22 protein-coding genes are annotated in these 21,762 nt (G+C 49.9%); 10 read left to right on the top strand and 12 right to left on the bottom strand.

The features are described from left to right. Positions 1-158: 158 nt before the first annotated feature. From hemF to lnt, 3 genes are all read left to right on the top strand, one after another. The gene (hemF, locus tag AWQ21_RS09320) at positions 159-1,193 is read left to right on the top strand and encodes an oxygen-dependent coproporphyrinogen oxidase (protein WP_065714301.1); all 1,035 of its coding nucleotides are present in this window, start codon (positions 159-161) and stop codon (positions 1,191-1,193) included. 218 nt (positions 1,194-1,411) lie between these two features. Next, on the top strand, positions 1,412-2,200 hold the full coding sequence (gene panB, locus AWQ21_RS09315) for a 3-methyl-2-oxobutanoate hydroxymethyltransferase (protein WP_065714300.1): 789 nt from the start codon (positions 1,412-1,414) through the stop codon (positions 2,198-2,200). Next, a complete protein-coding gene (gene lnt / locus AWQ21_RS09310) occupies positions 2,187-3,821 on the top strand; it encodes an apolipoprotein N-acyltransferase (RefSeq protein ID WP_071932280.1) in 1,635 nt (544 codons plus the stop codon). The genes panB and lnt overlap by 14 nt, the downstream gene beginning before the upstream one ends. Positions 3,822-3,918: 97 nt before the next feature. On the opposite strand, the gene AWQ21_RS09305 is transcribed toward lnt, so the two are convergent. From AWQ21_RS09305 to AWQ21_RS09295, 3 genes are all read right to left on the bottom strand, one after another. Continuing rightward, positions 3,919-4,260, bottom strand: a complete 342-nt coding sequence (locus tag AWQ21_RS09305; RefSeq protein WP_065714299.1) for a DUF760 domain-containing protein — start codon at positions 4,258-4,260, stop codon at positions 3,919-3,921. A 186-nt stretch (positions 4,261-4,446) separates the two neighbouring features. Continuing rightward, entirely contained in the window at positions 4,447-5,403 is a 957-nt protein-coding gene (locus AWQ21_RS09300; protein ID WP_065714298.1) for an RNA polymerase sigma factor, RpoD/SigA family, read from the bottom strand. 306 nt (positions 5,404-5,709) lie between these two features. Beyond that, complete coding sequence (locus tag AWQ21_RS09295; protein WP_065714297.1) at positions 5,710-6,417, bottom strand: TerC family protein; 708 nt, start codon at positions 6,415-6,417, stop codon at positions 5,710-5,712. Positions 6,418-6,700: 283 nt separating this feature from the next. Here AWQ21_RS09295 and psaM point away from each other — a divergent pair, with 283 nt between their 5' ends. Next, a complete protein-coding gene (psaM, locus tag AWQ21_RS09290; RefSeq protein WP_012307445.1) occupies positions 6,701-6,796 on the top strand; it encodes a photosystem I reaction center subunit XII in 96 nt (31 codons plus the stop codon). Between the two features lie 76 nt (positions 6,797-6,872). Here psaM and AWQ21_RS09285 read toward each other — a convergent pair whose 3' ends face one another. The 3 genes from AWQ21_RS09285 to AWQ21_RS09280 are packed head-to-tail and all read right to left on the bottom strand — an operon-like array spanning position 6,873 to position 8,190. Further along, entirely contained in the window at positions 6,873-7,601 is a 729-nt protein-coding gene (locus AWQ21_RS09285) for a 2-phosphosulfolactate phosphatase family protein (RefSeq protein ID WP_065714296.1), read from the bottom strand. A 15-nt stretch (positions 7,602-7,616) separates the two neighbouring features. Then, the gene (locus tag AWQ21_RS16200; RefSeq protein WP_157094729.1) at positions 7,617-7,772 is read right to left on the bottom strand and encodes a hypothetical protein; all 156 of its coding nucleotides are present in this window, start codon (positions 7,770-7,772) and stop codon (positions 7,617-7,619) included. Continuing rightward, positions 7,765-8,190 carry a Fur family transcriptional regulator gene (locus AWQ21_RS09280; RefSeq protein ID WP_065715288.1) on the bottom strand — a complete coding sequence of 142 codons (426 nt, stop codon included), beginning with the start codon at positions 8,188-8,190 and terminating at the stop codon, positions 7,765-7,767. Before AWQ21_RS09280 ends, AWQ21_RS16200 begins: the two co-directional genes overlap by 8 nt. Positions 8,191-8,838: 648 nt before the next feature. Here AWQ21_RS09280 and AWQ21_RS09275 point away from each other — a divergent pair. Continuing rightward, on the top strand, positions 8,839-10,053 hold the full coding sequence (locus AWQ21_RS09275) for an ABC transporter substrate-binding protein (protein WP_065714295.1): 1,215 nt from the start codon (positions 8,839-8,841) through the stop codon (positions 10,051-10,053). A 255-nt stretch (positions 10,054-10,308) separates the two neighbouring features. Here AWQ21_RS09275 and acs read toward each other — a convergent pair whose 3' ends face one another. From acs to AWQ21_RS09260, 3 genes are all read right to left on the bottom strand, one after another. Further along, positions 10,309-12,273: an acetate--CoA ligase gene (acs, locus tag AWQ21_RS09270; RefSeq protein ID WP_065714294.1), complete on the bottom strand. Its 1,965-nt coding sequence runs from the start codon at positions 12,271-12,273 to the stop codon at positions 10,309-10,311. Between the two features lie 137 nt (positions 12,274-12,410). Then, positions 12,411-13,769, bottom strand: coding sequence for a hypothetical protein (locus AWQ21_RS09265; RefSeq protein ID WP_065714293.1), 1,359 nt, complete (start codon positions 13,767-13,769; stop codon positions 12,411-12,413). Between the two features lie 130 nt (positions 13,770-13,899). Next, positions 13,900-14,565, bottom strand: a complete 666-nt coding sequence (locus tag AWQ21_RS09260) for a nuclease-related domain-containing protein (protein ID WP_065714292.1) — start codon at positions 14,563-14,565, stop codon at positions 13,900-13,902. Between the two features lie 115 nt (positions 14,566-14,680). Between AWQ21_RS09260 and AWQ21_RS09255 the strand changes: the two genes are divergently transcribed. Then, on the top strand, positions 14,681-15,277 hold the full coding sequence (locus AWQ21_RS09255) for a nitroreductase family protein (protein ID WP_065714291.1): 597 nt from the start codon (positions 14,681-14,683) through the stop codon (positions 15,275-15,277). Here AWQ21_RS09255 and AWQ21_RS09250 read toward each other — a convergent pair. The 3 genes from AWQ21_RS09250 to AWQ21_RS09240 all read right to left on the bottom strand — a co-directional run bounded on the left by AWQ21_RS09250 (position 15,274) and on the right by AWQ21_RS09240 (position 19,436). Then, positions 15,274-15,939, bottom strand: coding sequence for a cytochrome b/b6 domain-containing protein (locus AWQ21_RS09250; protein ID WP_065714290.1), 666 nt, complete (start codon positions 15,937-15,939; stop codon positions 15,274-15,276). The genes AWQ21_RS09255 and AWQ21_RS09250 overlap by 4 nt on opposite strands. Positions 15,940-16,012: 73 nt before the next feature. Continuing rightward, entirely contained in the window at positions 16,013-17,983 is a 1,971-nt protein-coding gene (locus tag AWQ21_RS09245; RefSeq protein WP_065714289.1) for an AarF/ABC1/UbiB kinase family protein, read from the bottom strand. 115 nt (positions 17,984-18,098) lie between these two features. After that, positions 18,099-19,436, bottom strand: coding sequence for a S41 family peptidase (locus tag AWQ21_RS09240; RefSeq protein ID WP_065715287.1), 1,338 nt, complete (start codon positions 19,434-19,436; stop codon positions 18,099-18,101). Positions 19,437-19,768: 332 nt separating this feature from the next. On the opposite strand from AWQ21_RS09240, the gene AWQ21_RS16195 reads away from it, so the two are divergent. The 4 genes from AWQ21_RS16195 to clpP all read left to right on the top strand — a co-directional run bounded on the left by AWQ21_RS16195 (position 19,769) and on the right by clpP (position 21,710). Beyond that, positions 19,769-19,948 carry a hypothetical protein gene (locus AWQ21_RS16195; RefSeq protein ID WP_157094728.1) on the top strand — a complete coding sequence of 60 codons (180 nt, stop codon included), beginning with the start codon at positions 19,769-19,771 and terminating at the stop codon, positions 19,946-19,948. Positions 19,949-20,172: 224 nt separating this feature from the next. Next, positions 20,173-20,445, top strand: a complete 273-nt coding sequence (remA, locus tag AWQ21_RS09235) for an extracellular matrix/biofilm regulator RemA (protein WP_065714288.1) — start codon at positions 20,173-20,175, stop codon at positions 20,443-20,445. A 35-nt stretch (positions 20,446-20,480) separates the two neighbouring features. Next, positions 20,481-21,035 carry a guanylate kinase gene (gene gmk / locus AWQ21_RS09230; protein ID WP_065714287.1) on the top strand — a complete coding sequence of 185 codons (555 nt, stop codon included), beginning with the start codon at positions 20,481-20,483 and terminating at the stop codon, positions 21,033-21,035. 78 nt (positions 21,036-21,113) lie between these two features. Continuing rightward, positions 21,114-21,710 carry an ATP-dependent Clp endopeptidase proteolytic subunit ClpP gene (gene clpP, locus AWQ21_RS09225; protein ID WP_012307458.1) on the top strand — a complete coding sequence of 199 codons (597 nt, stop codon included), beginning with the start codon at positions 21,114-21,116 and terminating at the stop codon, positions 21,708-21,710. The last annotated feature ends 52 nt before the right edge of the window (positions 21,711-21,762 follow it).

Here is a 21,762-nt window from a genome sequence, read left to right as displayed (position 1 = left end):
TGAAAAATCACATTCACCAAGGCTGAAAATGCCCCGATTCAGGTTAGTCTGGAATACTAGTTTGACCTATGCCAACCTAAAGAAGCCTTGTAAAATAAGCCTTTGGGCCATCAGGTAGACCCTTTTAATAAATCGATAAACCTTCTTCCCACGCAACCATGACAGCTTTGCAAACAGAATCCACCAATGCCAGCCCATCTAAGCCTGTGCCCCCTAGTGATTCCAAAGAACGGGTGAGCCAGTTTATGCAGCAAATCCAGGACAAAATTTGTCAGGGATTGGAGGCAGCCGACGGAAAAGGAAAATTTCAGGAAGATTCTTGGCAGCGACAGGAGGGCGGCGGCGGTCGTTCTCGGGTAATGCGTGAGGGGAATGTCTTCGAACAAGGGGGGGTCAACTTCTCTGAGGTATGGGGCGATCAACTGCCGCCTTCGATTTTGAAGCAGCGCCCTGAAGCGGCAGGCCACGGGTTCTATGCCACAGGCACATCAATGGTTTTGCACCCCCACAATCCCTATATCCCAACGGTTCACCTCAATTACCGCTACTTTGAAGCTGGCCCTGTCTGGTGGTTTGGCGGTGGGGCAGATTTAACGCCCTATTATCCCTTTGCGGAGGATGCGGCTCACTTCCACAAAACCTACCAAGCCGCCTGCGATCGCCACCACAAAGAGTATTACAACGTCTTTAAGCGCTGGTGTGATGAATACTTTTATCTGAAGCACCGGGACGAAACCCGTGGGGTTGGCGGGTTATTTTTTGACTATCAAGATGGCACTGGGGAACTGTACAAAGGCCCCCATCCTGATAAGGCGGCCGCTGCCTACAGTAAGGATTTAGGGGAACAACCCCAGCGCAGTTGGGAAGATCTCTTTGCTTTCGTGCAAGACTGTGGTGGTTCGTTCCTTGATTCCTATGTGCCGATCATTGAGCGGCGACGCGATACAGAATATGGCGATCGCGAGCGGCAATTCCAGCTCTACCGCCGGGGCCGCTACGTAGAATTTAACCTCGTCTATGACCGGGGAACTATTTTCGGCTTGCAGACCAATGGCCGTACCGAATCGATTCTGATGTCTTTACCGCCCCTAGTGCGTTGGGAATACAGCTATAGCCCGGAGCCTGGCACCCCAGAGGCCGAACTCTATGAACGGTTCCTCAAACCCCAAGACTGGGCCAACTGGCAAGCTTAAATAGATCTCTTATAAAAAGATCTAAGGCGAAAAAATTGAGGCGATCGCCGGGGAAAATCTGGGGTCATGGACGCCGGAATTTCCCCAGAATTTTGATTTGGGGCATAATAGCTCAGGTATTACCGGAAAAGTCCAACACCAGGGGTGGCCATTCAAGCCGCTTTGGGGTGTTGCTCACCACTGCCCGGTCAATTTTATTGTGCCCTAGAGAACGATTGATGCGGGTTACACCGAGAACACTACAAAACTATAAAAAAACAGCGCGACCCATTGTGACCCTGACAGCTTGGGACTATGCGATCGCCCGCTTAGTTGATCAAGCCGGGGTCGATGTCATCCTGGTGGGGGACTCCCTCGCAATGGTAGCCCTTGGCTATGAAAATACCCTACCCGTGACCCTAGAGGCGATGATTCACCATACCCAGGCTGTTTGTCGGGGGGTCAAAAATGCCCTCGTGGTCAGTGATCTACCTTTTTTAACCTACCAAGAAAGCCTCTCCCAGGCGATCCATACAGCAGGCCGAATTCTCAAGGAAACCACCGCCCAGGCGATCAAATTAGAAGGGGGACATCCAGCCATGGCCGAAACGGTGGAACGTCTCACCCGATTAGGGGTACCGGTGATGGGTCATGTGGGCTTAACGCCCCAATCAGTGCATACCCTGGGTTATCGGCAACAGGGCAATACAGAAATAGAAGCGACGCGGGTGATCCAAGAGGCGATCGCCCTCGAACAGGCCGGGGCCTTTGCGGTGGTCTTAGAGCATATTCCGGCGACCCTGGCGCAGACGATTACCGAAAAACTGACAATTCCCACCATTGGCATCGGGGCAGGACGCCATTGCGATGGTCAAGTGCTGGTCACGGCGGATCTTTTGGGCCTCAGTGAAAAAGCGCCGCCCTTTGCGAAACAATATTTAGACCTAGGCAACCTTATTACCGACGCAGTCCAACGCTATAGCGATGATGTTCGTACGCAGCAGTTTCCGCCCCATGTGGGCTCCTAGATTTCTGGTATTCGGGGCAGGGGTACTCATGGGCATGGCCTCGGCCCCCGTCGAAGCTTGGTATCTAGCCTGGATCGCCCTAATTCCCCTCTGGATCTATCTTGGGCGATCGCCCCAAAGGAATGAGCGGCCCCAGTCCGGTCAGGATCAGAAAAGATTACGGTCTGTTCGTCATTTTTACCAGAAATACAAACAGCCCCTCTGGTTGAGTTTTTATTGGGGTTTGGGATACCAGGGCTTTACGCTGTTTTGGATTACAGGGATTCACCCGATGACCTGGATGGGGGTTCCTTGGCTGTGGAGTTTGGCGATCGCCATCGTTTGCTGGATCATTATTACTCTGTGGGGGGCTGGCATCCCGGTACTCTGGATGTTGGGGATGGTTTGCTTCGAGGCATTTCGATCCACCTTCGGGCCTTTGAGCTTTGCTGGACGACTTTACCGGATTATTTACGGGGCATCTTTGTGGTGTGTGATCGAATATCTCTGGAGCCAGAGTGATCTTTTTTGGCATTTCCTCGCCTTTAGCCAGAGTCCCCATAATTTAGCGATCTTACAATTGGCCCAACTGTCGGGATTCACCACCATTTCTTGGTTAATTGTGTTGGTGAATGGCTGCCTTGCGGAAGCCTGTTTTGATGTGACTGGGACTGTGCGCCTCCACCGTTGTAGTGGCCTGCTGGGGGGACTAAGCCTGATCCTTTTGGGAGTTGCCCACTTGATCGGTTGGGTGCTGCTGCAGACAACGCCCGTCACCAGTGATGCCCCGGCCCAAATCGGCATTATCCAGGGGAATATTCCCAACGAAATTAAACTCTATCAAGATGGCAATCAGTTGGCGATCGCCAATTATCGCGCGGGCTATGAAACCCTGGCCCAACAGCCCCTAGACTTGATTATCACTCCAGAAACGGCCTTACCTTTCCGTATTGAACAAATTCTCCAAGCAACCTTTTGGCCCCGGTTAATCCGCACAGAAAAGATCCCCCTCGTCCTGGGAGCTTTTGGCAGTGAGGCGAATAATTTTACCAACAGCCTATTTACCCTTGATCGCCAAGGCTACGTGTTAAGCCGCTACAACAAACAGCGCCTCGTGCCCCTGGGGGAATATATTCCCTTTGAAGCTGTTCTGGGTAAGATCATTAACCGCCTGTCGCCCCTCGATACCCACCTGGTACGGGGCCAAAACCCGGCAGTGATGCAAACACCCCTCGGCCCAGCCACCGTTGCCATCTGCTATGAGTCCGCCTATCCAGAACATTTTCGTCGCCAAACCGCCGCCGGGGGAGAATTCATTATTGTGGCTTCTAACGATGCCCACTACAGCGAAACAATGCCAGCCCAACACCATGCCCTCGATGTGATGCAGGCGATCGCCAATGGCCGCTGGTTAATTCGGGCTAACAATACGGGTCATTCGGGTGTGATTGACCCCACCGGCAAAACCCTGTGGTTATCTTCCCTCAATGAATTTGTCACCCACAGCGCACAAATATATTTAAGCGATGAAAAAACGCCCTATGTCCGCTGGGGAAATTGGCTGGTTAAAGGCCAAGGCTTATTCCTCTTAGGAACAGGTCTGTATGGCTATATTAGCTATGCCCACAGAGCCAGAATGTAGGGAACTTGGGCAATACAAATAAACAATAAAAAAGGGGAGCTTTTCCCCTTGAGATCTTCTGAATTTTGCTGACTAGATCATTGCTAGAAAATGGACTTTAATCGGGCAAATTAAGGTCTTGCCCTTGGAGGGATTTTTCGATGTTGAACCGTTGCTCGGCATTACGAATAAAGTAGCCCCCCATCATTGCTGAGGCCAACAAGTGACCAAGCTGTTCGCGGCTCATATTGACCGATACATTAAATCCATCGGCGCTGGATAAAACACCTAATAACCCAACAATATTGCGTTCAATAACTTGGTTGACGGCCGGAGATTGGGGTTTTGACATGTGGGCAATCATCTCTGGAGACAAAGACTGGACATAATGCCAAAGCTCGTCTGAACCTTGTTGTTTGTTGCCTGTGAGACCATAAAAACTTTGGGCTTCGTTATTCACCAGTCTTTCCTCCTAGATGCTCAATGGGAGTGATGCGTTGAATCACTATGTTTTGATGCAATACTAACTAAGGCTAATGTAACAACTTATTGACAACCCAGAGGGGAGTGTAACCGAACTTTTGCGGTGTCATTTTTACGATTTTCTCCCCCCAGGCGATCGCCTAATCATGTTTTGCTTGGAGAATTAACTGGCTAAATATTCGCCCATTTCCGCTTTCCGTTTGCGGAGTTTGGCGAGGGCTTCCCGTTCAATTTGGCGTACCCGCTCCCGGCTAATACTCAGGTGTTCGCCGATTTTTGCTAAGGTGTGGGGCGTCCCATCCCGGAGACCAAAACGTAGGGTTAAGACTTCCTGTTGTTGGGCGGTCAAGTCATTTAACATCCGCGCCAAATCCCGTTTTAAGGCAGCATGGGTCGCATAATCATCGGGGGTTAAACCATCATCTTCGAGGAGTTCGATTAGTTCTGTGTCGTTGTTATCACCAACCCGCAGGTCTAGAGAAAGAGGCTGACGGGATTTTTCGAGGTAGTCTCTGACTTGTTTGGTGGTTAAGCCTAGTTCATCAGCAAGTTCTGGGATTGAGGCAGAACGTCCGTTGGCCTGGGCAAGTTGGCGTTGGGCTTTTTTAATTTTATTGAGCTTTTCGGTAATGTGAATTGGTAGGCGGATGGTGCGACTCTTTTCGGCGATCGCCCGGGTAATGGCCTGCCGAATCCACCAATAGGCATAGGTAGAGAAACGATAACCTTTGGTCGGATCAAACTTTTCGACCCCCCGCTGCATGCCAATGGTGCCCTCTTGGATCAGATCGAGGAGATCCATATTGCGCTTAATGTATTTTTTAGCGACGGACACCACAAGACGAAGATTCGCTTCGACCATTTTTTGCTTTGCCTGCTTCCCTAGGAGTAGTTGCTTTTTTAACTCCCGCTGGGAAAGGTTTGCCGCCTGGGCCCATTCCTTGATGCTCGGCTCTTGCTCCTGTTTCTCTGCTAATTCGGCTTTAAGCTTCTCTAGGTTGACCATTTTCTGGACACGACGAGAATAAAGGACTTCCTCCTCGTGGGTTAAAAGGGGAACTCTTCCAATTTCTTTGAGGTAGGTACGGACAGGATCGGCGGAGTATTTGGCAGTTTTCATAGGTCAACTCGGCTAGAAAGGACGAAATTTAAAAAATGAAAATAAGAAGCTTCTCCCTAGACTGGATTTGCCAGGGCTGCGGAAAAATTGAGTTGTCCACTAAAGGAAACAGGCAAGGCGATCGCTGATGGAGTAGCAATTTAACCTTGGTGAAAAAACGAAAATTGAAATACTTAACTTTTATTTATGAACTTATCTTACCAAAAAATTAGAGTTTTATTAAGTTTGTTTAATAAATGTAAAGTTGCTGAGAATGGAAAATAGGCCGTAGGGAAACGACGGCGGACTAGGGATTCCGGGCAGAAATTAGGGCAATGGCGAGTCCTCTTGGGGTAAATAATCAGGGTTGCGTTTGGAAAATCCCCAAATAAACATGGCGGCGATCGCCGTAATCATCAGCCACTCAGGCACCACAAAGCTGGGATAAACCGCCTTGAGAAGAAGACGAACCCCCACAAAGCCCACGGTCACAAAGCCGGCATCTTCTAAGTTGGTAAATTCATCGAGCCAGCGGATAAACAGCCCCGCCAAAAACCGGAGGGTGAGCACGCCGATGGTGCCCCCAATCACAATCAGCCAAATGTCGTCCGCGACGGCGATCGCCGTTGTGACGCTATCGAGGGAAAAGGCTAAATCCGTGACCGCAATCATCGGGATCGCTTGCCAGAGAGACTTAAACTCTAGGCTGTGGTGGTGATTTTTATCATCTTCAGGAGACGTAAAGTAGCGAAAAACCAGCCACAACAAATACAATGCCCCCAAAAGTTCCACTTGCCAAAAATGGATCACCCAGGTTGCCGTGAAAATAAGGGTGATTCTGAGAATGTAAGCCACCATCAAACCAATGTTGAGGGCTTTGCGTTGTTGAGTCGGACTGGCTAACCCCTGGGCGATCGCCGCGAGAGCAATGGCATTATCGGCGGAAAGAACAGCTTCCAGGGCCACCAAAATCACGAGAATGAGAGACGTTTCTAAACTGAAATCTAACTGGGGATGAAGAATTTGCTCGAGCATGGGAAAAATTCGACACAGTAAACTTTTGAGAACAATTCAAGACAAAAAAAGACCGCCCGTCGGGTTGCTGTGGCGGCAAATAGGTCACCTTAAAGCCATTGTAAACAAACTATCCAGCCAACGGCAGAAACTTCTCAGAATCAGGATTGAAGCAATGCATCTTCGGTGAATGGGTCAAGGTTGGGGTGATATGTTGCGTCTTGTTACAAAACCTTGGGTAAATCAGAGGCAATATCGCAAATTAAGGGATAAACCTCAGTTTATATTCGGAGTTTTGAAAATTATGGGAATTTCTGATACCCAAGTATTGGTGGCCCTCGCCATTGCCCTCATTCCTGGTGTTTTGGCTTTCCGGCTCTCCACTGAGCTTTATAAGTAAATTTGTCTGAAGCTGCCCCAAGAGCAGAATTGAGGGTTCCGCACGGAACCCTTTTTTCATGGCTCCCTTGATGTTTTTAATGGCGATAGGCTTTGAGGACGCCCGGCTCCGTCTGGATCGGTAAAACTGCCAGGGTATCACTCTGGGCACAGTAGCGAATATCGATTTCATTGTCTAAGCGCAGGAGACGCTGGCCGTGGCTCGCGAGCTTGAAGAGACCAAATAAATCTTGTTGCCACTGTTGGTAAAGGGAAATCGCTCCGATCACTTCGTCATTCCCTAACTGGTCACTGTTACCATTCCACAGGGCCTTGGCGATCGCCCCAGCACAGACCGTATCTTCGAGGGAATAGTCCCCCTGCCAACCGGAACCAACGAACCAAACAGTTTCTGGCTGTTCTGTCTGAAGAAATTTCACAACACTCTGGCGATTCACTTGGGCGGCGGTAATCACGGTGGGCGCTTGTTCGACACGCTTGAGGGCTCTGGTGCCGTTGGTGGTTGTTAAAAAGAGGCGCTTCCCGGCCACCATTTCTGGGGTGCAACTGCGGGGAGAATTGCCAAGATCACAGCCTTCTACCTGCTGCCCGCCCCGTTCCCCAGCTCGGAGAAATGGGGTTTGCTGCCAGGTTTCACTAAATTGAAATAGTTCATCGAGATCAGCAAAGGTTTGTACTGCTTCTGCCCCCGCATGGAGCGCCGTGGCAATGGTTGTAGTGGCCCGCAGTACGTCGATTACCACCGCACAATCAGGGAGTTGATCCGGTGGCGTCGCCTCAGGCGTGTGATACACAAAAAGTTTCACGCAATAAAATCCTTCCTAACAATCCAGTCTAAATTCCAAAATACCTGATTTGGCGATCGCCCCGAACAAAACCTTTAGGACATTAATAGTCGTTGCCAAGGCCCCCAAACGGCGAGAATCAACCCAGGCTGGCCAAGAAGAAATTCCCGATTGTTTGAACCCGTTAAGCACGGCAGGCCGCACAGAGTCCCTTAACGGTCACTTCATAGCTCTCGGCGGTAACTTGTGTCGCAAACTGGCCCAAATCAAAACAGCTAAAAGCCTGCCAAGGCAGATCCTGGATCGCCCCACAATCTCGACACACGAAATGGTGGTGAGGATTGACATTGGCATCGTATCGGGTCACCCCTTCATCCAGGAGCACTTCCCGCACAAGGTTCACTTCCCGCAAAACCGTCAGGGCACTATAAACACTGGCCTTAGAAGCAATAGGCAAATCCGCGTTCACATCCTCTAGGATCTGTTCTACCGTGGGGTGATCCTGCCGACCGAGTAAATTGGCATAGACCGCAAACCGCTGGGGCGTGATGCGCAACCCCTCTTGCTTCATCGTGTTACGAATTTCTGTGGCACTAAAGGCTTGGGACATGATTTTGGGGGAAGAACAGACGACAGGGAAATAATGGGGGCTATTTTGACGAATGGGCCAAGCTGAAATCAAGGCTTGTTCGTTGCAAAATCGACGCTAAAAGTAATTCTTAAGATTTTTTTCGGATTACAGATAAGAAAAAAATATAGGTTAATAGTTCTTTAATGATCTTAGCATCTTAAATTAAGCTTTGCGCCTATCTAGGAGAAAGTCCCATCTTATACTTTCCCTTAAGTAAGAATAAATCTAACTAGATCTGAGGCGAGTTGACGGTATTCTCCGGCCTTATTATTTTGTTTTGATGACATTTGACAGGACGAGTCGTTGCTTCCGGTGAGTTCCCTTGGGGCAGGGATGGGCAAACAGCACTTGAGTATTTATACTTAAAAACAAGCAAAAGTCATATTTCTTCGTCTCAATACTTTGCTAGTGGAGCTGTCAAACCATGGAATTTAAAAAAGAAATGCAGGAAATCGGAATCATTTCGGGGTTAGCGTTATTGGTATCTAGCGTTTTCACAGCCCTCGTCTGCTTGTAAAGATTAGTAGAAACTGGTCTAGTCCTAGGCCAGAAGCAAGCAGTTGAAGGAGTATAGAGCTTCGCAGTATTCTGGATGTCTGTTATATCAAAAGCTCTATAGAAATTTTTATGTTTAAATATCGACGCTTGCTCCAGGGGGCGATCGCCTTTTTAACGGCGGTACTGGTGATTGCCTGTAACGCTCCGTCTCCCCCTACGGATAACAGCGGCAGTGGCACCCTGACAGAAATTCCCCTGGGTGTTGCCGTTGCCCAGACCAGTAATGTTGCCCTATTTGGCCAAGAGCAGATCCTCGGCACCCAAATTGCGGAAACCTATTTTAATGAAAACGGTGGGATTAACGGTAAATCCCTGAAAATCATTCTCCAGGATGTGGCTGCTGACGAACAGGGCGCAATCAACGCCTTTAATACCCTGATCAACCAGGATAAAGTTGTCGGTATCGTTGGCCCGACCCTTTCCCAACAAGCCTTTGCCGCTGACCCGATCGCCAACCGTGCCCAAGTGCCTGTCCTTGGCCCTTCCAATACCGCAGAAGGCATCCCGCAAATTGGCGAATTTATTGGCCGGGTTTCTGCTCCTGTCTCGGTGGTGGCCCCTAATGCTGTGGCCCAAGCCCTCAGGCTCAACCCAGAACTGCAGCGGGTCGCCGTTTTCTTTGCCCAAAATGACGCCTTTAGTAAATCAGAAACAGAAACGTTCCAGGCGGCTGTGCAAGATTTGGGTTTGGAATTAGTGACGGTACAAAGGTTCCAAACCACCGACACCGATTTTCAAGCTCAGGTTACCGCCGCCCTCAATGTTCAACCGGATTTAGTGATTATCTCTGGGTTGGCGGCTGATGCGGGCAACCTTGTGAAGCAACTGCGAGAGTTGGGTTACAACGGCATTATTGTTGGGGGCAATGGCTTGAATACCTCTAATATTTTTCCCGTCTGCCAAGCGAAATGTGATGGGGTATTGGTGGCTCAGGCCTACAGTGCCGAGTTAGATAATGCGGTCAACCGCGCGTTTCGGGACGCCTATTTCCAGCAAAACCAAAAGGAGCCACCCCAATTTAGTGCCCAGGCGTTCACGGCAATCCAAGTTTTTGTTGAAGCCCTTAGAAGCCTCGATCAAAAAACGCCTCTAGAAACTCTCGCTCTGCCGGACTTGCGACGACAACTCCGGGACGAAATTTTTGCCGGTACTTATATCACGCCTTTGGGGGAAATCTCCTTCACTGAGGAAGGCGAAATTGTCCAGAAAGAGTTTTTTGTGGCCCAAATTGAAATGGATGAATCGGGTCAACAGGGTCGTTTTGCTTTCATTGAAGCGAACTAAAGTCAAACCGAGGCCTGTGTTAAAAAGGGGGAATCAGTTCTGTCTTTGGAACTTACTGACTCCCCTCCGGCTTACAGCAACCTTCCCTAGGGGAGGCACCCTTTTCCTGCCGGACATCTCCCTCAAGGGAAGTCACCCTCTGTCCTCCGGACATCTCCCTCAAGGGAAGTCACCCTCTGTCCTCCGGACATCTCCCTCAAGGGAAGTCACCCTCTGTCCTCCGGACATCTCCCTCAAGGGAGAATGGGTAGGGTTTTAGCCCCGGAGTTGGTCGAGGACGCTGCGGTCTTCGAGGGTGGAGGTATCACCCACAATTTCCTGGCCTGCGGCGAGGTTTCGCAATAGACGTCGCATAATCTTCCCTGAACGGGTTTTGGGCATGACATCGGCAAAACGAATTTCTCCGGGACGGGCGATCGCCCCAATTTCTTTGACCACATGGGCTTTTAACTCTGCCACCAATTCGTCGCTCGGACTGTAGGTGCCCTCAAGGGTAACAAAGGCAAACACCTCTTCCCCTTTAATCGGATCGGGTTTACCTACGACCGCAGCTTCTGCGACGGCAGGGTGAGACACGAGGGCTGATTCCACTTCCATCGTGCCGAGACGGTGACCGGATACATTCAACACATCATCGACACGCCCCATAATCCAGAAATAGCCATCCTGATCACGGCGTGCGCCATCCCCTGCAAAGTAGAGGTATTGCCCATCTTTCGGGGCGATGTGCTCCCAATAGGTAGACCGGAACCGTTCGGGATTGCCATAAACGGTGCGCATCATCCCCGGCCAAGGTTGTTTCACCACCAAATATCCGCCTTCGTTATCATCAACGGGGTTGCCATCGAGATCGACCACCTCCGCCACAATACCGGGGAAGGGGAAAGTTGCGGAACCGGGTTTGGTGGGGGTGGCACCAGGTAAAGGTGTAATCATCACGCCGCCAGTTTCCGTTTGCCACCAAGTATCGACGATGGGACAACGCTCGCCCCCAATCACTCGGTGGTACCACATCCAAGCTTCCGGGTTAATCGGTTCACCCACAGTCCCCAAGAGACGCAGGGAGCTCATATCGTATTGGTTGGGGATGTCTTCGCCCATTTTGATAAAAGCCCGGATCGCCGTGGGAGCTGTGTAGAAAATGGTGACGCCATATTTTTGGATTACTTCCCAATAGCAACCGGGATTAGACGGACGGGGCGCGCCTTCGTACATTAAGACCGTTGCGCCGTTAGATAGGGGGCCATAGGTAATGTAACTGTGGCCTGTGATCCAGCCCACATCGGCACCACACCAATACACATCATCGTCTTTGAGATCAAAGATCCATTTGGTGGTCATGTGGGTGTAGAGGTTATAGCCGCCGGTCGTGTGGACAACCCCCTTGGGTTTGCCCGTGGTGCCGCTGGTGTAGAGGATAAAAAGCATGTCTTCGGCATCCATCGGTTCGGCAGGACAGTTAGCGGAGACTTCCTTCTGGAGATCATGCCACCAATGGTCGCGCCCTGCTTCCATGTGGACGGGTTCCTTGGTGCGTTGAACGACTAAGACATTCTCGACGCTGGGGGCATGGTGGTCGGCGATCGCCGCATCCACTTGATCCTTGAGGGGTACTGCTTTATCTTTGCGGAAACCGCCATCGGCGGTGATCACGAGTTTAGCTTCGGCATCTTCGAGGCGACTGCGGAGGGCTTCGGCACTAAATCCCCCAAAGACCACGGTGTGGGGGGCACCAATGCGGGCACAGGCGAGGAGGGCAATGACGGCTTCGGGGATCATCGGCATATAAATTCCGACGCGATCGCCTTTTTTGACCCCCAGTTTTTTCATGGCGTTGGCGAATTGGCAAACCTCATGGTGCAGTTGGGCGTAGGTGAGGGTCCGGGAATCGCCGGGTTCCCCTTCCCAGATCAGGGCGGCTTTATTTTTGCGCCAAGTTTTCAGGTGGCGATCGAGGCAGTTATGGGAAATGTTGATCTTGCCGTTGACAAACCATTTTGCGAAGGGCGGTTGCCAATCGAGCACCTGATCCCATTTTTCAAACCATTCCAGTTCCTGCTCAGCGAGTTCACCCCAAAAGCCTTCAGGATCACTTTTGGCCCGGTCGTAAAGGGCCTGGTACTGGTCTAAGCTTTTGATCTGGGCCTCGGCGGAAAAGTCCGGTGCAGGGGAAAAAAGGCGCTGCTCCTGGAGGATGGATTCAATGTTTTGTTCGGACATAATCGGGTTATTATCGTGGGATTTATTTCACCCCATTGTCCCCCAAGTCCGTCCCATCAGGGGGTCTCGTGCTTAAGCCGTAATGGTTTGCAAGATTTTTACTACTCAGTTAATTGAATATGTTCCACAGATGTAGCTTAGGGAGATTGTGGAGATTGTTCTAAGGCGAGCAGGGTTTGCCAAGTGGCGATCGCCTCAGGAAACCACAGCCAACTTTGTTCGAGGCGTCGGGGGTTGAGATGGGAACGATCAAGATCTAGGGCGATCGCCCGGAGTTTTTCGGCTTTTCCCACAAGAATCTCTTGGTCAATGTCGGTGGATTGTCCTTGGGCCAAATCGTACATACTAATTGCGAGGCCGGCATAAATCTCCGCTTGGGGGGCCGGGGGGAAAGCCTGGGTTGTTGCTGCTGCTAGGGCTTCATACCAGCGATCATTGGCGGCTTCGTAATCTTCATTAATGTAATGGGCAAAGCCTAGGGCCATTAAAATTTCGGGGTCATTGGGCTGTTGGGCCAGGGCCATTTCCCAATCTGCTTGCACAGTGGCGATCGCCGTTGCCTGGGTTGGTGATGGTGGAGATGCTGCCAGGGTTGTTTGCCAAAGGTAACGCCCCCGTAAAAAAGCGATGGTGCCATTTTCCGGGGCGATCGCCGGATCAAACAGTAACGGTTTCACGGTACTAAAGGCTTGGCGATCAAGAAGTTCACTGAGGATCATTTCAACATTACCCCAATTGTCTTGGTCAATATCTGCCTGGGCCAACTGCACCAAGTCTGCATCGTCAAGCTTTTCTAGTTCCCCTTCTGTGAGGCGAGTGATTCCTTCCATCGTGGTGGGTGTTACGGCAATGTTCTGTAAATGTCGGCCCAATAGAATGCCTCCCAAGGTGAGGGTGACAATCAAACCCAACCCCAGGAGGCTATTGGGTAAAGTCAATAGAGAGCGCCAGGATGGAGCGAGGAAAATCCCTCGATGAGGATCCGCCTCATTCGTTTCCATCTCGGATTGTTCTGGCATATTCGCAAAAATATCTTGGATAAAGGCAACATCCTCCTCGGTTTCTGTCTCCCCCAACCAAGACAAATCAACCGCTGTATCTAAATTTTCAGAATTATCGGCACCTGTTGCCCGATCCCGTTGCCGAGAAAAATTCACCGTGTAATGCTGCGGTTTGATAAACATCGCTTCCCACGGCAAAAACCACAAAATCCCATCCGGTAGGCCTAAATAGACGTGAATCGGCAAATTATCCACTTGGGCGATCGCCACCATATCCTGCCAATGCTCGCAAATTTCTCCCACAAAAAGGGCCGTAAACAGCATTTTCCCCCAGGTCTCTAGGGGATAATCAGCCCAGGTTGCCAGCCAAGCTTCCGGTTGCCAAGTGACCACTTCCACGATGGGCTCCGCACCGGGGGCGATCGCCGAACTTAAACGCAGTTGATACTGGTCATTACCCAGGGCCAAGATGGACAATTGAAAATCATGGAGCATAAAAAATCTGTCGTGTCCAGGGGGATTCTGTTACTTTGATCGTAAGCGAGTCTGAATTGTTTCTCGATCAAATTTTTTGGGAAATGGCGTGATCTGCAATAATTTTGAACGATAATTGCCTCCCTGATATTCAACCTAATTCCTGCAACTTCGCCACCAAATCCGCCTGACCAATCACATAAACTCCCCGAATTTTTTTGTGAGAAACAGCCAACTGGGCACGGGTGAACACCAGCAGTGGCGTGACAAAATCGAGCTTTTTTTTATCGCGTACCTGGAGCGCCTGCTTCATCACAATTTGTAAAAAATCCTTCTTAAAGCCATAGATGGTGCGGCCCATGCGGCGCTGGAGACGATGATCTTGGAAAATCACCGTACCTTTGTGGGATTTGACATCAATGACATAGGTTTTTTTCTGGGGCGAAAAGCAAATTACATCGGCATCCCCTAGGCCCTCATCAAGGCGCATCCCATATTCAAAAGACCACCCCTGGGGTTCTAGTTCCTGGAGCGTTTTGGCGACATTTTCCTCAGCCCTTGCCCCCTGGACAGCGCGATTTGCGGCCTGCCAAAGGTCTAAACCCCGGAAAATAAAACCCATGGCTCCAAAGGCGGCGATCGCCACAATCACGATGGCCGCAATAAACCCCAGACCAATCGCCAAGACCGGAAACATAAACACCACCAAGACCGGGAGTCCCGCCGCCGCCAAGAAAGCCTGCCAGGACTGGAGGCGACGTCGAAAAGCTAAGCGACGTACATTTTGACCCGCTGTTCTAGGGGAAGAGGCAACCATAACTAGCCCAGATAAAATTTAATCCATCAATAATCCACCAAACATCCAACCCAAAAGTCGTTATCCTAAAGCTGGAATTTAGTTTTCTGTTGCCCATTATTCTGTCGTAAGTTCCATGGAAAAACCCGCCCAAACTCAATATCCAATTCATCCCCTGCTGCGTCAACGGTTCAGTACGGTCATCTTTGATGGCGATCGCCCCGTAGAAGCAGAAAAAATTGGGAGCTTACTGGAAGCTGCCCGGTGGGCTTCTTCTTGTTTTAATGAACAGCCTTGGCGGTTTTTGGTGGCCACAAAAGCTGATGCCACCGCCTATGGCAAAATGTTGGACTGTCTGATGGAAACAAACCAGACCTGGGCAAAAAACGCATATATTCTGATGATTTCTGTCGGAAAACAGCGATTTACCCGCAATGATAACCCGAATCCCTACGGAATGTACGATGTGGGCCAGGCCTTGACCAGTTTAACAATCCAAGCTGAAGCCCTCGGTCTGCGGGTGCACCAAATGGGCGGTTTCGATAAAGAAAAGGCCCGTGACTTCTACAAAATTCCCGCTGGATTTGACCCGGCGGCAGCCGTGGCCATTGGTTATCCTGGTGAAATTTCCACAGCATCAGAAGCCCTCCAGGAACGGGAACAAAGCCCCCGTAGCCGCAAACCCCTCACGGAAATTGTCTTCACCGGAACTTGGGAAAATCCCTATTTCTAAACACTCAGCAAGGGCACAACCAAGGCAAAAAGCACCCCTAAACCCACGATGATTTCTAGGGATTTCAGTAACAAGCTCTGCTGCTTCTGGAATCCCTGTAACCAGTTTTTGGGGCGATCGCCTTCCCGTTGCTGAAAACTGATCATCGAAGCCAACAGCGGTACACCGCCCACCTTAATGCCCAACAGTAAGTGCAGGGCCAGCGCCCCAAACATGACCACCCAGGCCAACAGATGCCCAAAGTAAGCGAGATGATTTAATTCTCCCGCCGGTAGCCATTCTTCCTTCATCATCCGGCCCGTAACGACGGCCAAGGTTCCCGCCAGCAGCATACCCGTATTAATCAGCCGATGGGCCGAAACCCACCAGATGGACTTCCCTACTTGCCTGAGTTGCGCAAGAGAATTGGGTTGCAACAAACGGCGATCGCCCAGACGAAAACTATACACCGCAAAAAACGGTAGCAACAGGAAAAACGTTAAGGCGATTGTTCCATGGATGCCCTGCATCGCTTCGATTCGTGGCAAACCTAAGCGTCCCCAGCGGCCATCATAAATATCGTAAACCCAAAACCCCGTATCTAAAGCCAACAATACTAAAATTGCCGTTAAACCATGGAGCAAACGCAGCAAAATAGGTTGATACGGTTTAGATTGTGCCATGGCTCTACGATGTCTTTTATGTTGCTAACGCTTGCTCAATTTTACGCCAAAAAACAATGATTTCCCTAAGGTTTTACTGTAAGGCCGACTTTGGCAGCGGCAGAGACCCAGGGTAGCGGATAACTTCCCGCTGACGATGACTATCGCCGTTGGGGTCTGCCAACAAAACATTGCGAATGAAACGGGCCGCAACGCGTTGCAAGAGACCCTCCGCGATTTTCTGACCCAACTGTTGAGTTTCCGGCTTAATGAGCACCTTCGGGATCAACGGCAAAATAAACATCGGGTCAAAATCCGGGGTTTCCTGGAGGATGCGCCAAATATTTTGAATGTGCACCAAATTGGCCCGGTCTTCTGCACTCATGCCCCTAGCCCGGTTTTGGGTCGGCTTTTGACCCAACTGTTCTTGCACCAAACTGGTAATGTTTTGGAACGTATTACGTCCGAGGATATCCACCGATTGAATGATTTCTTCGGCGAGGCGCTCCCGGATAAATTCACCCCGTTCCGAAAAAATATAGTCAATGGCTTGGTTGACTGCCCCTTTGAGATCGTAATCGTTAGAATCCTTCGCGTTATTCAGCAAATTTTCTAGGCGATTCCAGCGAAAACTTCCTTCTTTAAACAATAAATCCTTAAGGGAATGACGTAATTCTGGGGAATTATCAGTTAACAGGCGCTTCGCAACATAGGGATACGCTTTGCTCAAGACCTTAAATTCTGGATCAACACCAATGGCAATTCCTTCGAGGGTCACCATCGAACGAATAATCAAGGCATAGTAGGCCGGCACCTTAAACGGAAATTCGTACATAATGCCTGACATTTGATCCGTGATGCTCTTGAAATTAAGTTCCGCAACACTAGCCCCTAAGGCATTATTAAAAACGGTACTCAAAGCTGGAATAATCGGGGCGAGATCCGTGTCGGACTTAAGAAAATCTAATTTGACATAGTCATGGGCCAGGGCTTCAAAATCTCGGTTGACTAGGTGTACCACAGCTTCGATCAACCCATAGCGCTGGTAGGGTTCGATCATGCTCATCATGCCAAAATCTAGATAAGCAAGGCGACCATCATCAAGGGCCAAGAGATTACCGGGGTGGGGATCGGCATGGAAAAAGCCAAACTCCAAGAGTTGACGGAGGGAACATTCCACCCCGACTTCAACTAAATGGGTGGCATCGATCCCTTTAGCAGCAACTTCCTTGAGGTTAGTGAGCTTCGTCCCATCGAGCCACTCCATGGTGAGGACGCGCTTGCCAGTATATTTCCAGTAAATTTTTGGCACATAGATTTCTGCCATGCCGCCGTAGAGTTTTTTGAATTTTTCGGCGTTACGCCCTTCCTGGGCATAGTTCATTTCTTCAAAAATACGCGCCGCAAATTCGTCGGTGATACCAATTAGGTCGGAGCGGACTTGTTTAACATTATTTTGGAGCCAGCGGGCAATGCGCCGCATGATAAAAATATCGAGGTTGATGCGCTGTTGCAGATCCGGGCGTTGAACTTTTACAGCGACTTTTTCGCCGGTTTTAAGGCGGGCTTGATAGACTTGGCCGAGAGAAGCAGCGGCAAGGGGATGATCTGAGATCTCGGCATAGATTTTTTCGGGGGGTTCCCCTAATTCTTCTTCGATGAAGCGAAAGGCAATTTCATTGGGAAAGGACGGGAGTTGATCCTGGAGGCTGGTCAATTCCGTCAGATATACGGGAGGGACGAGGTCAGGACGGGTAGAAAGGGCTTGGCCAATTTTGATGTAGGTGGGGCCTAATTTCGTCAGAACTGCCTTGAGGTGATCGGCTTGTTTCTGTTGGGCTTTGGGATTGTTCTTGTTGCCCGTTGCTTTGGCCCACCAGATCCTGAGCAGTAGACCACTAAAGCTGGAAATGATGGTGAGGAGACGTCCCAGAACAGCAAAGGGACGGTTGCGGTATTGGGTTTCGATCGCCTCTGGATTGTAACGCCACAGCTCGGACTCCTGGATGGGCTGTTCGATAACCGAGTTGACCGGGGTCGCGGGGGTACGGGTCTGGTATGGCATAGTTTTCCGATGCGATCGCCTACAGTTGAATGGGTTGCATTGTAAATGATTGTAACAAATGTTTCTGGGTTACTCATCTACGGGAACTGCAGACGATCGAAGCGATGGGAGGCCCTTAATTGGATACGGCACCAGACGAACGGGCACTGAGGGGCGCTTGGTCTCCTGGGGTTTCGCTTAAGCGTTGGTTTTGGAGGATGTTGACCGCCTTGAGAAACTGGGGGTCGGAACTTGTACCAATCAAACTTGGATCGAGACGCAGTTGGGTGAACTGTTCATTATCTAGTTCTACGGTAATGTCAGGATTCACACCATTCATGTTAATGCTGATACCGCTGGGGGGATAGTACCGGGAGATCGTGACTGCTAGGCCCGCACCATTGGATAATTCGTGGACTGATTGGACGGTGCCTTTGCCGTAGGTACGAGTCCCGACGAGGGTTGCCCGTTCGTTATCCTTGAGGGCCGCCGCTAAAATCTCGCTGGCACTGGCGGAGTTTTCGTCTACGAGCACCACCAGAGGTAAATCGGTAATGGCTGTTTGGTTCGCGCTAAATTGGCGATCGCCCCCTTTACGATCCACCGTGCGCACAATCGCCCTCTCTTCCATCCACATCCGGGCAATATCAACACTAGAGTAAAGCAATCCCCCAGGATTTCCCCGTAGATCGAGCACAAACCCCGTCACCGCTTCTGTCTTTAGGTCTTGGATGGCGTTGTACATTTGCTCAGCAGCATGGGAACTAAACTCATCCAGACGAATGTAGCCAATTTTTTCACTGCCAACGGTCTGTACCCCATAATTCACCGTGGCCAACTCAATTTTTGCCCGCGTAATGGCCAGGTCTAGGGAAGACTGGTCGCGGCGACGAATTTTTAAGTTCACCTCAGTCCCTTCTAGGCCCCGAATCAGTTCCGAAGACTGCTCCAGGCTCAAAAGAGCTGTCACCTGACCATCGATTTGCATGATCTGGTCTTCAGGCTGGAGTCCCGCCGCCTCTGCCGGAGAATCCGGGAGTACATCGACCACCGTCAAGATCCCGGTTTCTGCATTGATTTCCATACGGATGCCAATGCCAGATAGTTCCCCTGTGGTTTGGCTGGTCAAGGTTTCAAACTCCTCTGGATCGAGAAATCGAGTGTAAGGATCTCCCAAGGTTCTGAGGGCACCACGAATTTGACGATAGGCCGTGTCATAGGTATCGTAATTCTGGCTTAACAAATCTTCGCGGACTTTTAGCCAAGATTCCGGCTCAAAGTTTTTGGCTACGGATTCTGCATAGACAATCTGCCACATCTCATCAACGATGGCTTTTGGACTATCCTCCATTGCGGCGATCGCCGGACGAGACAAACTGGGCGCAGTCAACAACACTAAAACAGATAACGTTCTGAGGGCGCCCTTAACAAAAGTATCTGGGCAACGAGGCAAAGACAGAGCAATCTTTTTCATGGAGATCTGAAGACGAAAGAAAACGCGGGGAGGAACGGCGAAAATCAACCCATTGGGACAGGTCAAAGTCAGTAATCTACTTTCCTCGTGACTTCCCCACCGGAAAACTGCCGGGAAAGACATTTTGGAAACCCCTGCGCTTGACCTCGAAAACACCACGAGCGAAAAACTTGCGAGTCTCGAACGCTTTTAGATCAGCTCAAAGGAAAGCTTGACTTGACCGAATCTTGTACGGTTGTCCTCCATTGTAATCAATTCAATTTTGCTTTTATCGAGTACGACAGCACAATTCTTACAAAGGGTTTGATGGGGCACTTGGATCATGAAAATTTGTGTTCCAAAATCCCCCCACCAATCGGCCCCTAATCCTCAGTAATGATGTGGGTCTGCTGCTCAACCGCTCTACGGAAACCAAGGTAAATTCTGCCACTACTTGCCGCTGGGTATTGTTCAGAGATCGAATTGTCACCCCGATTAACCAATCAATACACCATTGCAGTGGCACTCCGTAATAAATCTATGCAATATAGAGCAAGAATGGTGCTTTTGCTTTAAGATAGGCGAGATTTTTCGTCCCATGGGTAAACAACTGTAAAAATCAAGAAATTTATATTATTTTTGCCCTTAAATCGTTGTATCTCCGATTTTTTCTCGCTACCATTGGACTTGAGTTATAAGTGCTCAATCAACCATCTGTAACCTTACTGGCTGCTGCTAGTGAAAGCTCAAGCGACCTATGGAAATACAATTAATTAATATCGGTTTCGGTAATATTGTCTCTGCCAATCGTGTCATTGCGATTGTGAGTCCTGAGTCTGCACCAATCAAACGGATCATTAGCGATGCGCGCGATCGCGGCCAATTAATTGATGCCACCTATGGTAGACGTACCCGAGCAGTGATTATTACAGATTCCAGCCATGTGGTACTATCAGCGATCCAACCAGAGACAGTGGCCCATCGCTTTGTTGTGCAAAAAGACCCCACCATGGCGATGACCAAGGTTTAACGGTTGGGCCATTACCTCCCATTGCCGCCGAATCCATGACCACCCCCGGAAAGTTAATTGTCCTCACAGGGCCTAGTGGTGTTGGTAAAGGAACTTTGGTTCGTTCTTTACTGCCGCGCCACCAAAATTTATTTCTCTCTATCTCAGCGACGACCCGTCAACCGCGCCCCGGAGAAGTGGATGGGCGAGATTATTTTTTTAAGACCCGTGAACAATTTGAGGCAATGATTGCTGCGGGAGAATTGCTCGAATGGGCCGAGTATGCCGGGAATTACTACGGCACCCCCTTGCCTCCGGTGAAAGAACAGATTCAACAGGGAAATTTTGTGCTCCTCGAAATTGAGGTGATTGGGGCCAACAGAGTCAAAGAAATCTATGCAGATGCCCTCAGAATTTTTATTTTGCCACCGTCTTTTAAGGAACTAGAAGATCGTTTGCGGGGACGGGGTAACGATCCAGAAGCGGCGATCGCCAAACGGTTAGTCCGGGCAAAAGAGGAACTAGCCATGAGTCACGAGTTCGACCATGAAATTGTCAATGACGACCTAGAAACCGCCTTAACAGAACTCGAAAAAGTCATTTTCAGCTAGCCGAAACGCCACCGCTGCCAACTGAATCCATTACAATCAAACAAACAAGACATAAACAACAACGAGCTTACAGACCCCATGATTCCAACCGTTATCGAAAGTTCTGGTCGGGGCGAACGTGCCTTTGATATTTACTCTCGTCTACTCCGGGAGCGCATTGTGTTCCTCGGCACCCAGGTCAATGACGAAATTGCCAACCTCATCGTGGCACAGTTGTTATTCCTCGAAGCCGATGATCCCGAAAAAGATATTTACCTCTACATCAATTCTCCGGGGGGTTCTGTCTCAGCCGGTATGGGGATCTTCGATACGATGAACCAAGTGCGTCCCGATGTTTGCACAATCTGTATTGGTCTAGCGGCCAGCATGGGAGCGTTTCTGTTGAGTGCTGGGGCCAAAGGAAAGCGCATGAGCTTACCCAACTCTCGGATTATGATCCACCAACCCCTCGGCGGTGCCCAGGGTCAGGCGACGGATATTGAAATTCAAGCCAAAGAAATTCTTTATCTCAAAGGCAAGCTCAATCAACACCTGGCTGACCATACTGGACAACCTCTAGAAAAGATTGAGATTGATACAGACCGGGATTTCTTTATGTCTGCGGCAGAAGCAAAGGATTATGGCCTCATTGACCAAGTGATTGAGAGAAGTCCTTCGGCCACAAATCCCGCTTAGGTTTCTTTCTGTTCCTAACAATCGTCCTCCTTATCTCTAGGGGGATTTTTTT

Source organism: Picosynechococcus sp. PCC 7003, assembly GCF_001693255.1.
GTDB lineage: Bacteria > Cyanobacteriota > Cyanobacteriia > Cyanobacteriales > MRBY01 > MRBY01.
This window is presented reverse-complemented; position numbering and strand designations above follow the sequence as displayed.

Coding starts and splice junctions, on each gene's coding strand:
- lnt (WP_071932280.1), top strand. CDS start 2,187: ATGTGGGCTCCTAGATTTCTGGTATTCGGGGCAGGGGTACTCATGGGC.
- acs (WP_065714294.1), bottom strand. CDS start 12,273: ATGTCCGAACAAAACATTGAATCCATCCTCCAGGAGCAGCGCCTTTTT.
- hemF (WP_065714301.1), top strand. CDS start 159: ATGACAGCTTTGCAAACAGAATCCACCAATGCCAGCCCATCTAAGCCT.
- AWQ21_RS09265 (WP_065714293.1), bottom strand. CDS start 13,769: ATGCTCCATGATTTTCAATTGTCCATCTTGGCCCTGGGTAATGACCAG.
- gmk (WP_065714287.1), top strand. CDS start 20,481: ATGACCACCCCCGGAAAGTTAATTGTCCTCACAGGGCCTAGTGGTGTT.
- AWQ21_RS09295 (WP_065714297.1), bottom strand. CDS start 6,417: ATGCTCGAGCAAATTCTTCATCCCCAGTTAGATTTCAGTTTAGAAACG.
- clpP (WP_012307458.1), top strand. CDS start 21,114: ATGATTCCAACCGTTATCGAAAGTTCTGGTCGGGGCGAACGTGCCTTT.
- AWQ21_RS09260 (WP_065714292.1), bottom strand. CDS start 14,565: ATGGTTGCCTCTTCCCCTAGAACAGCGGGTCAAAATGTACGTCGCTTA.
- AWQ21_RS09300 (WP_065714298.1), bottom strand. CDS start 5,403: ATGAAAACTGCCAAATACTCCGCCGATCCTGTCCGTACCTACCTCAAA.
- remA (WP_065714288.1), top strand. CDS start 20,173: ATGGAAATACAATTAATTAATATCGGTTTCGGTAATATTGTCTCTGCC.
- psaM (WP_012307445.1), top strand. CDS start 6,701: ATGGGAATTTCTGATACCCAAGTATTGGTGGCCCTCGCCATTGCCCTC.
- AWQ21_RS09240 (WP_065715287.1), bottom strand. CDS start 19,436: ATGAAAAAGATTGCTCTGTCTTTGCCTCGTTGCCCAGATACTTTTGTT.
- AWQ21_RS09255 (WP_065714291.1), top strand. CDS start 14,681: ATGGAAAAACCCGCCCAAACTCAATATCCAATTCATCCCCTGCTGCGT.
- AWQ21_RS09245 (WP_065714289.1), bottom strand. CDS start 17,983: ATGCCATACCAGACCCGTACCCCCGCGACCCCGGTCAACTCGGTTATC.
- AWQ21_RS09275 (WP_065714295.1), top strand. CDS start 8,839: ATGTTTAAATATCGACGCTTGCTCCAGGGGGCGATCGCCTTTTTAACG.
- panB (WP_065714300.1), top strand. CDS start 1,412: ATGCGGGTTACACCGAGAACACTACAAAACTATAAAAAAACAGCGCGA.
- AWQ21_RS09250 (WP_065714290.1), bottom strand. CDS start 15,939: ATGGCACAATCTAAACCGTATCAACCTATTTTGCTGCGTTTGCTCCAT.
- AWQ21_RS09280 (WP_065715288.1), bottom strand. CDS start 8,190: ATGTCCCAAGCCTTTAGTGCCACAGAAATTCGTAACACGATGAAGCAA.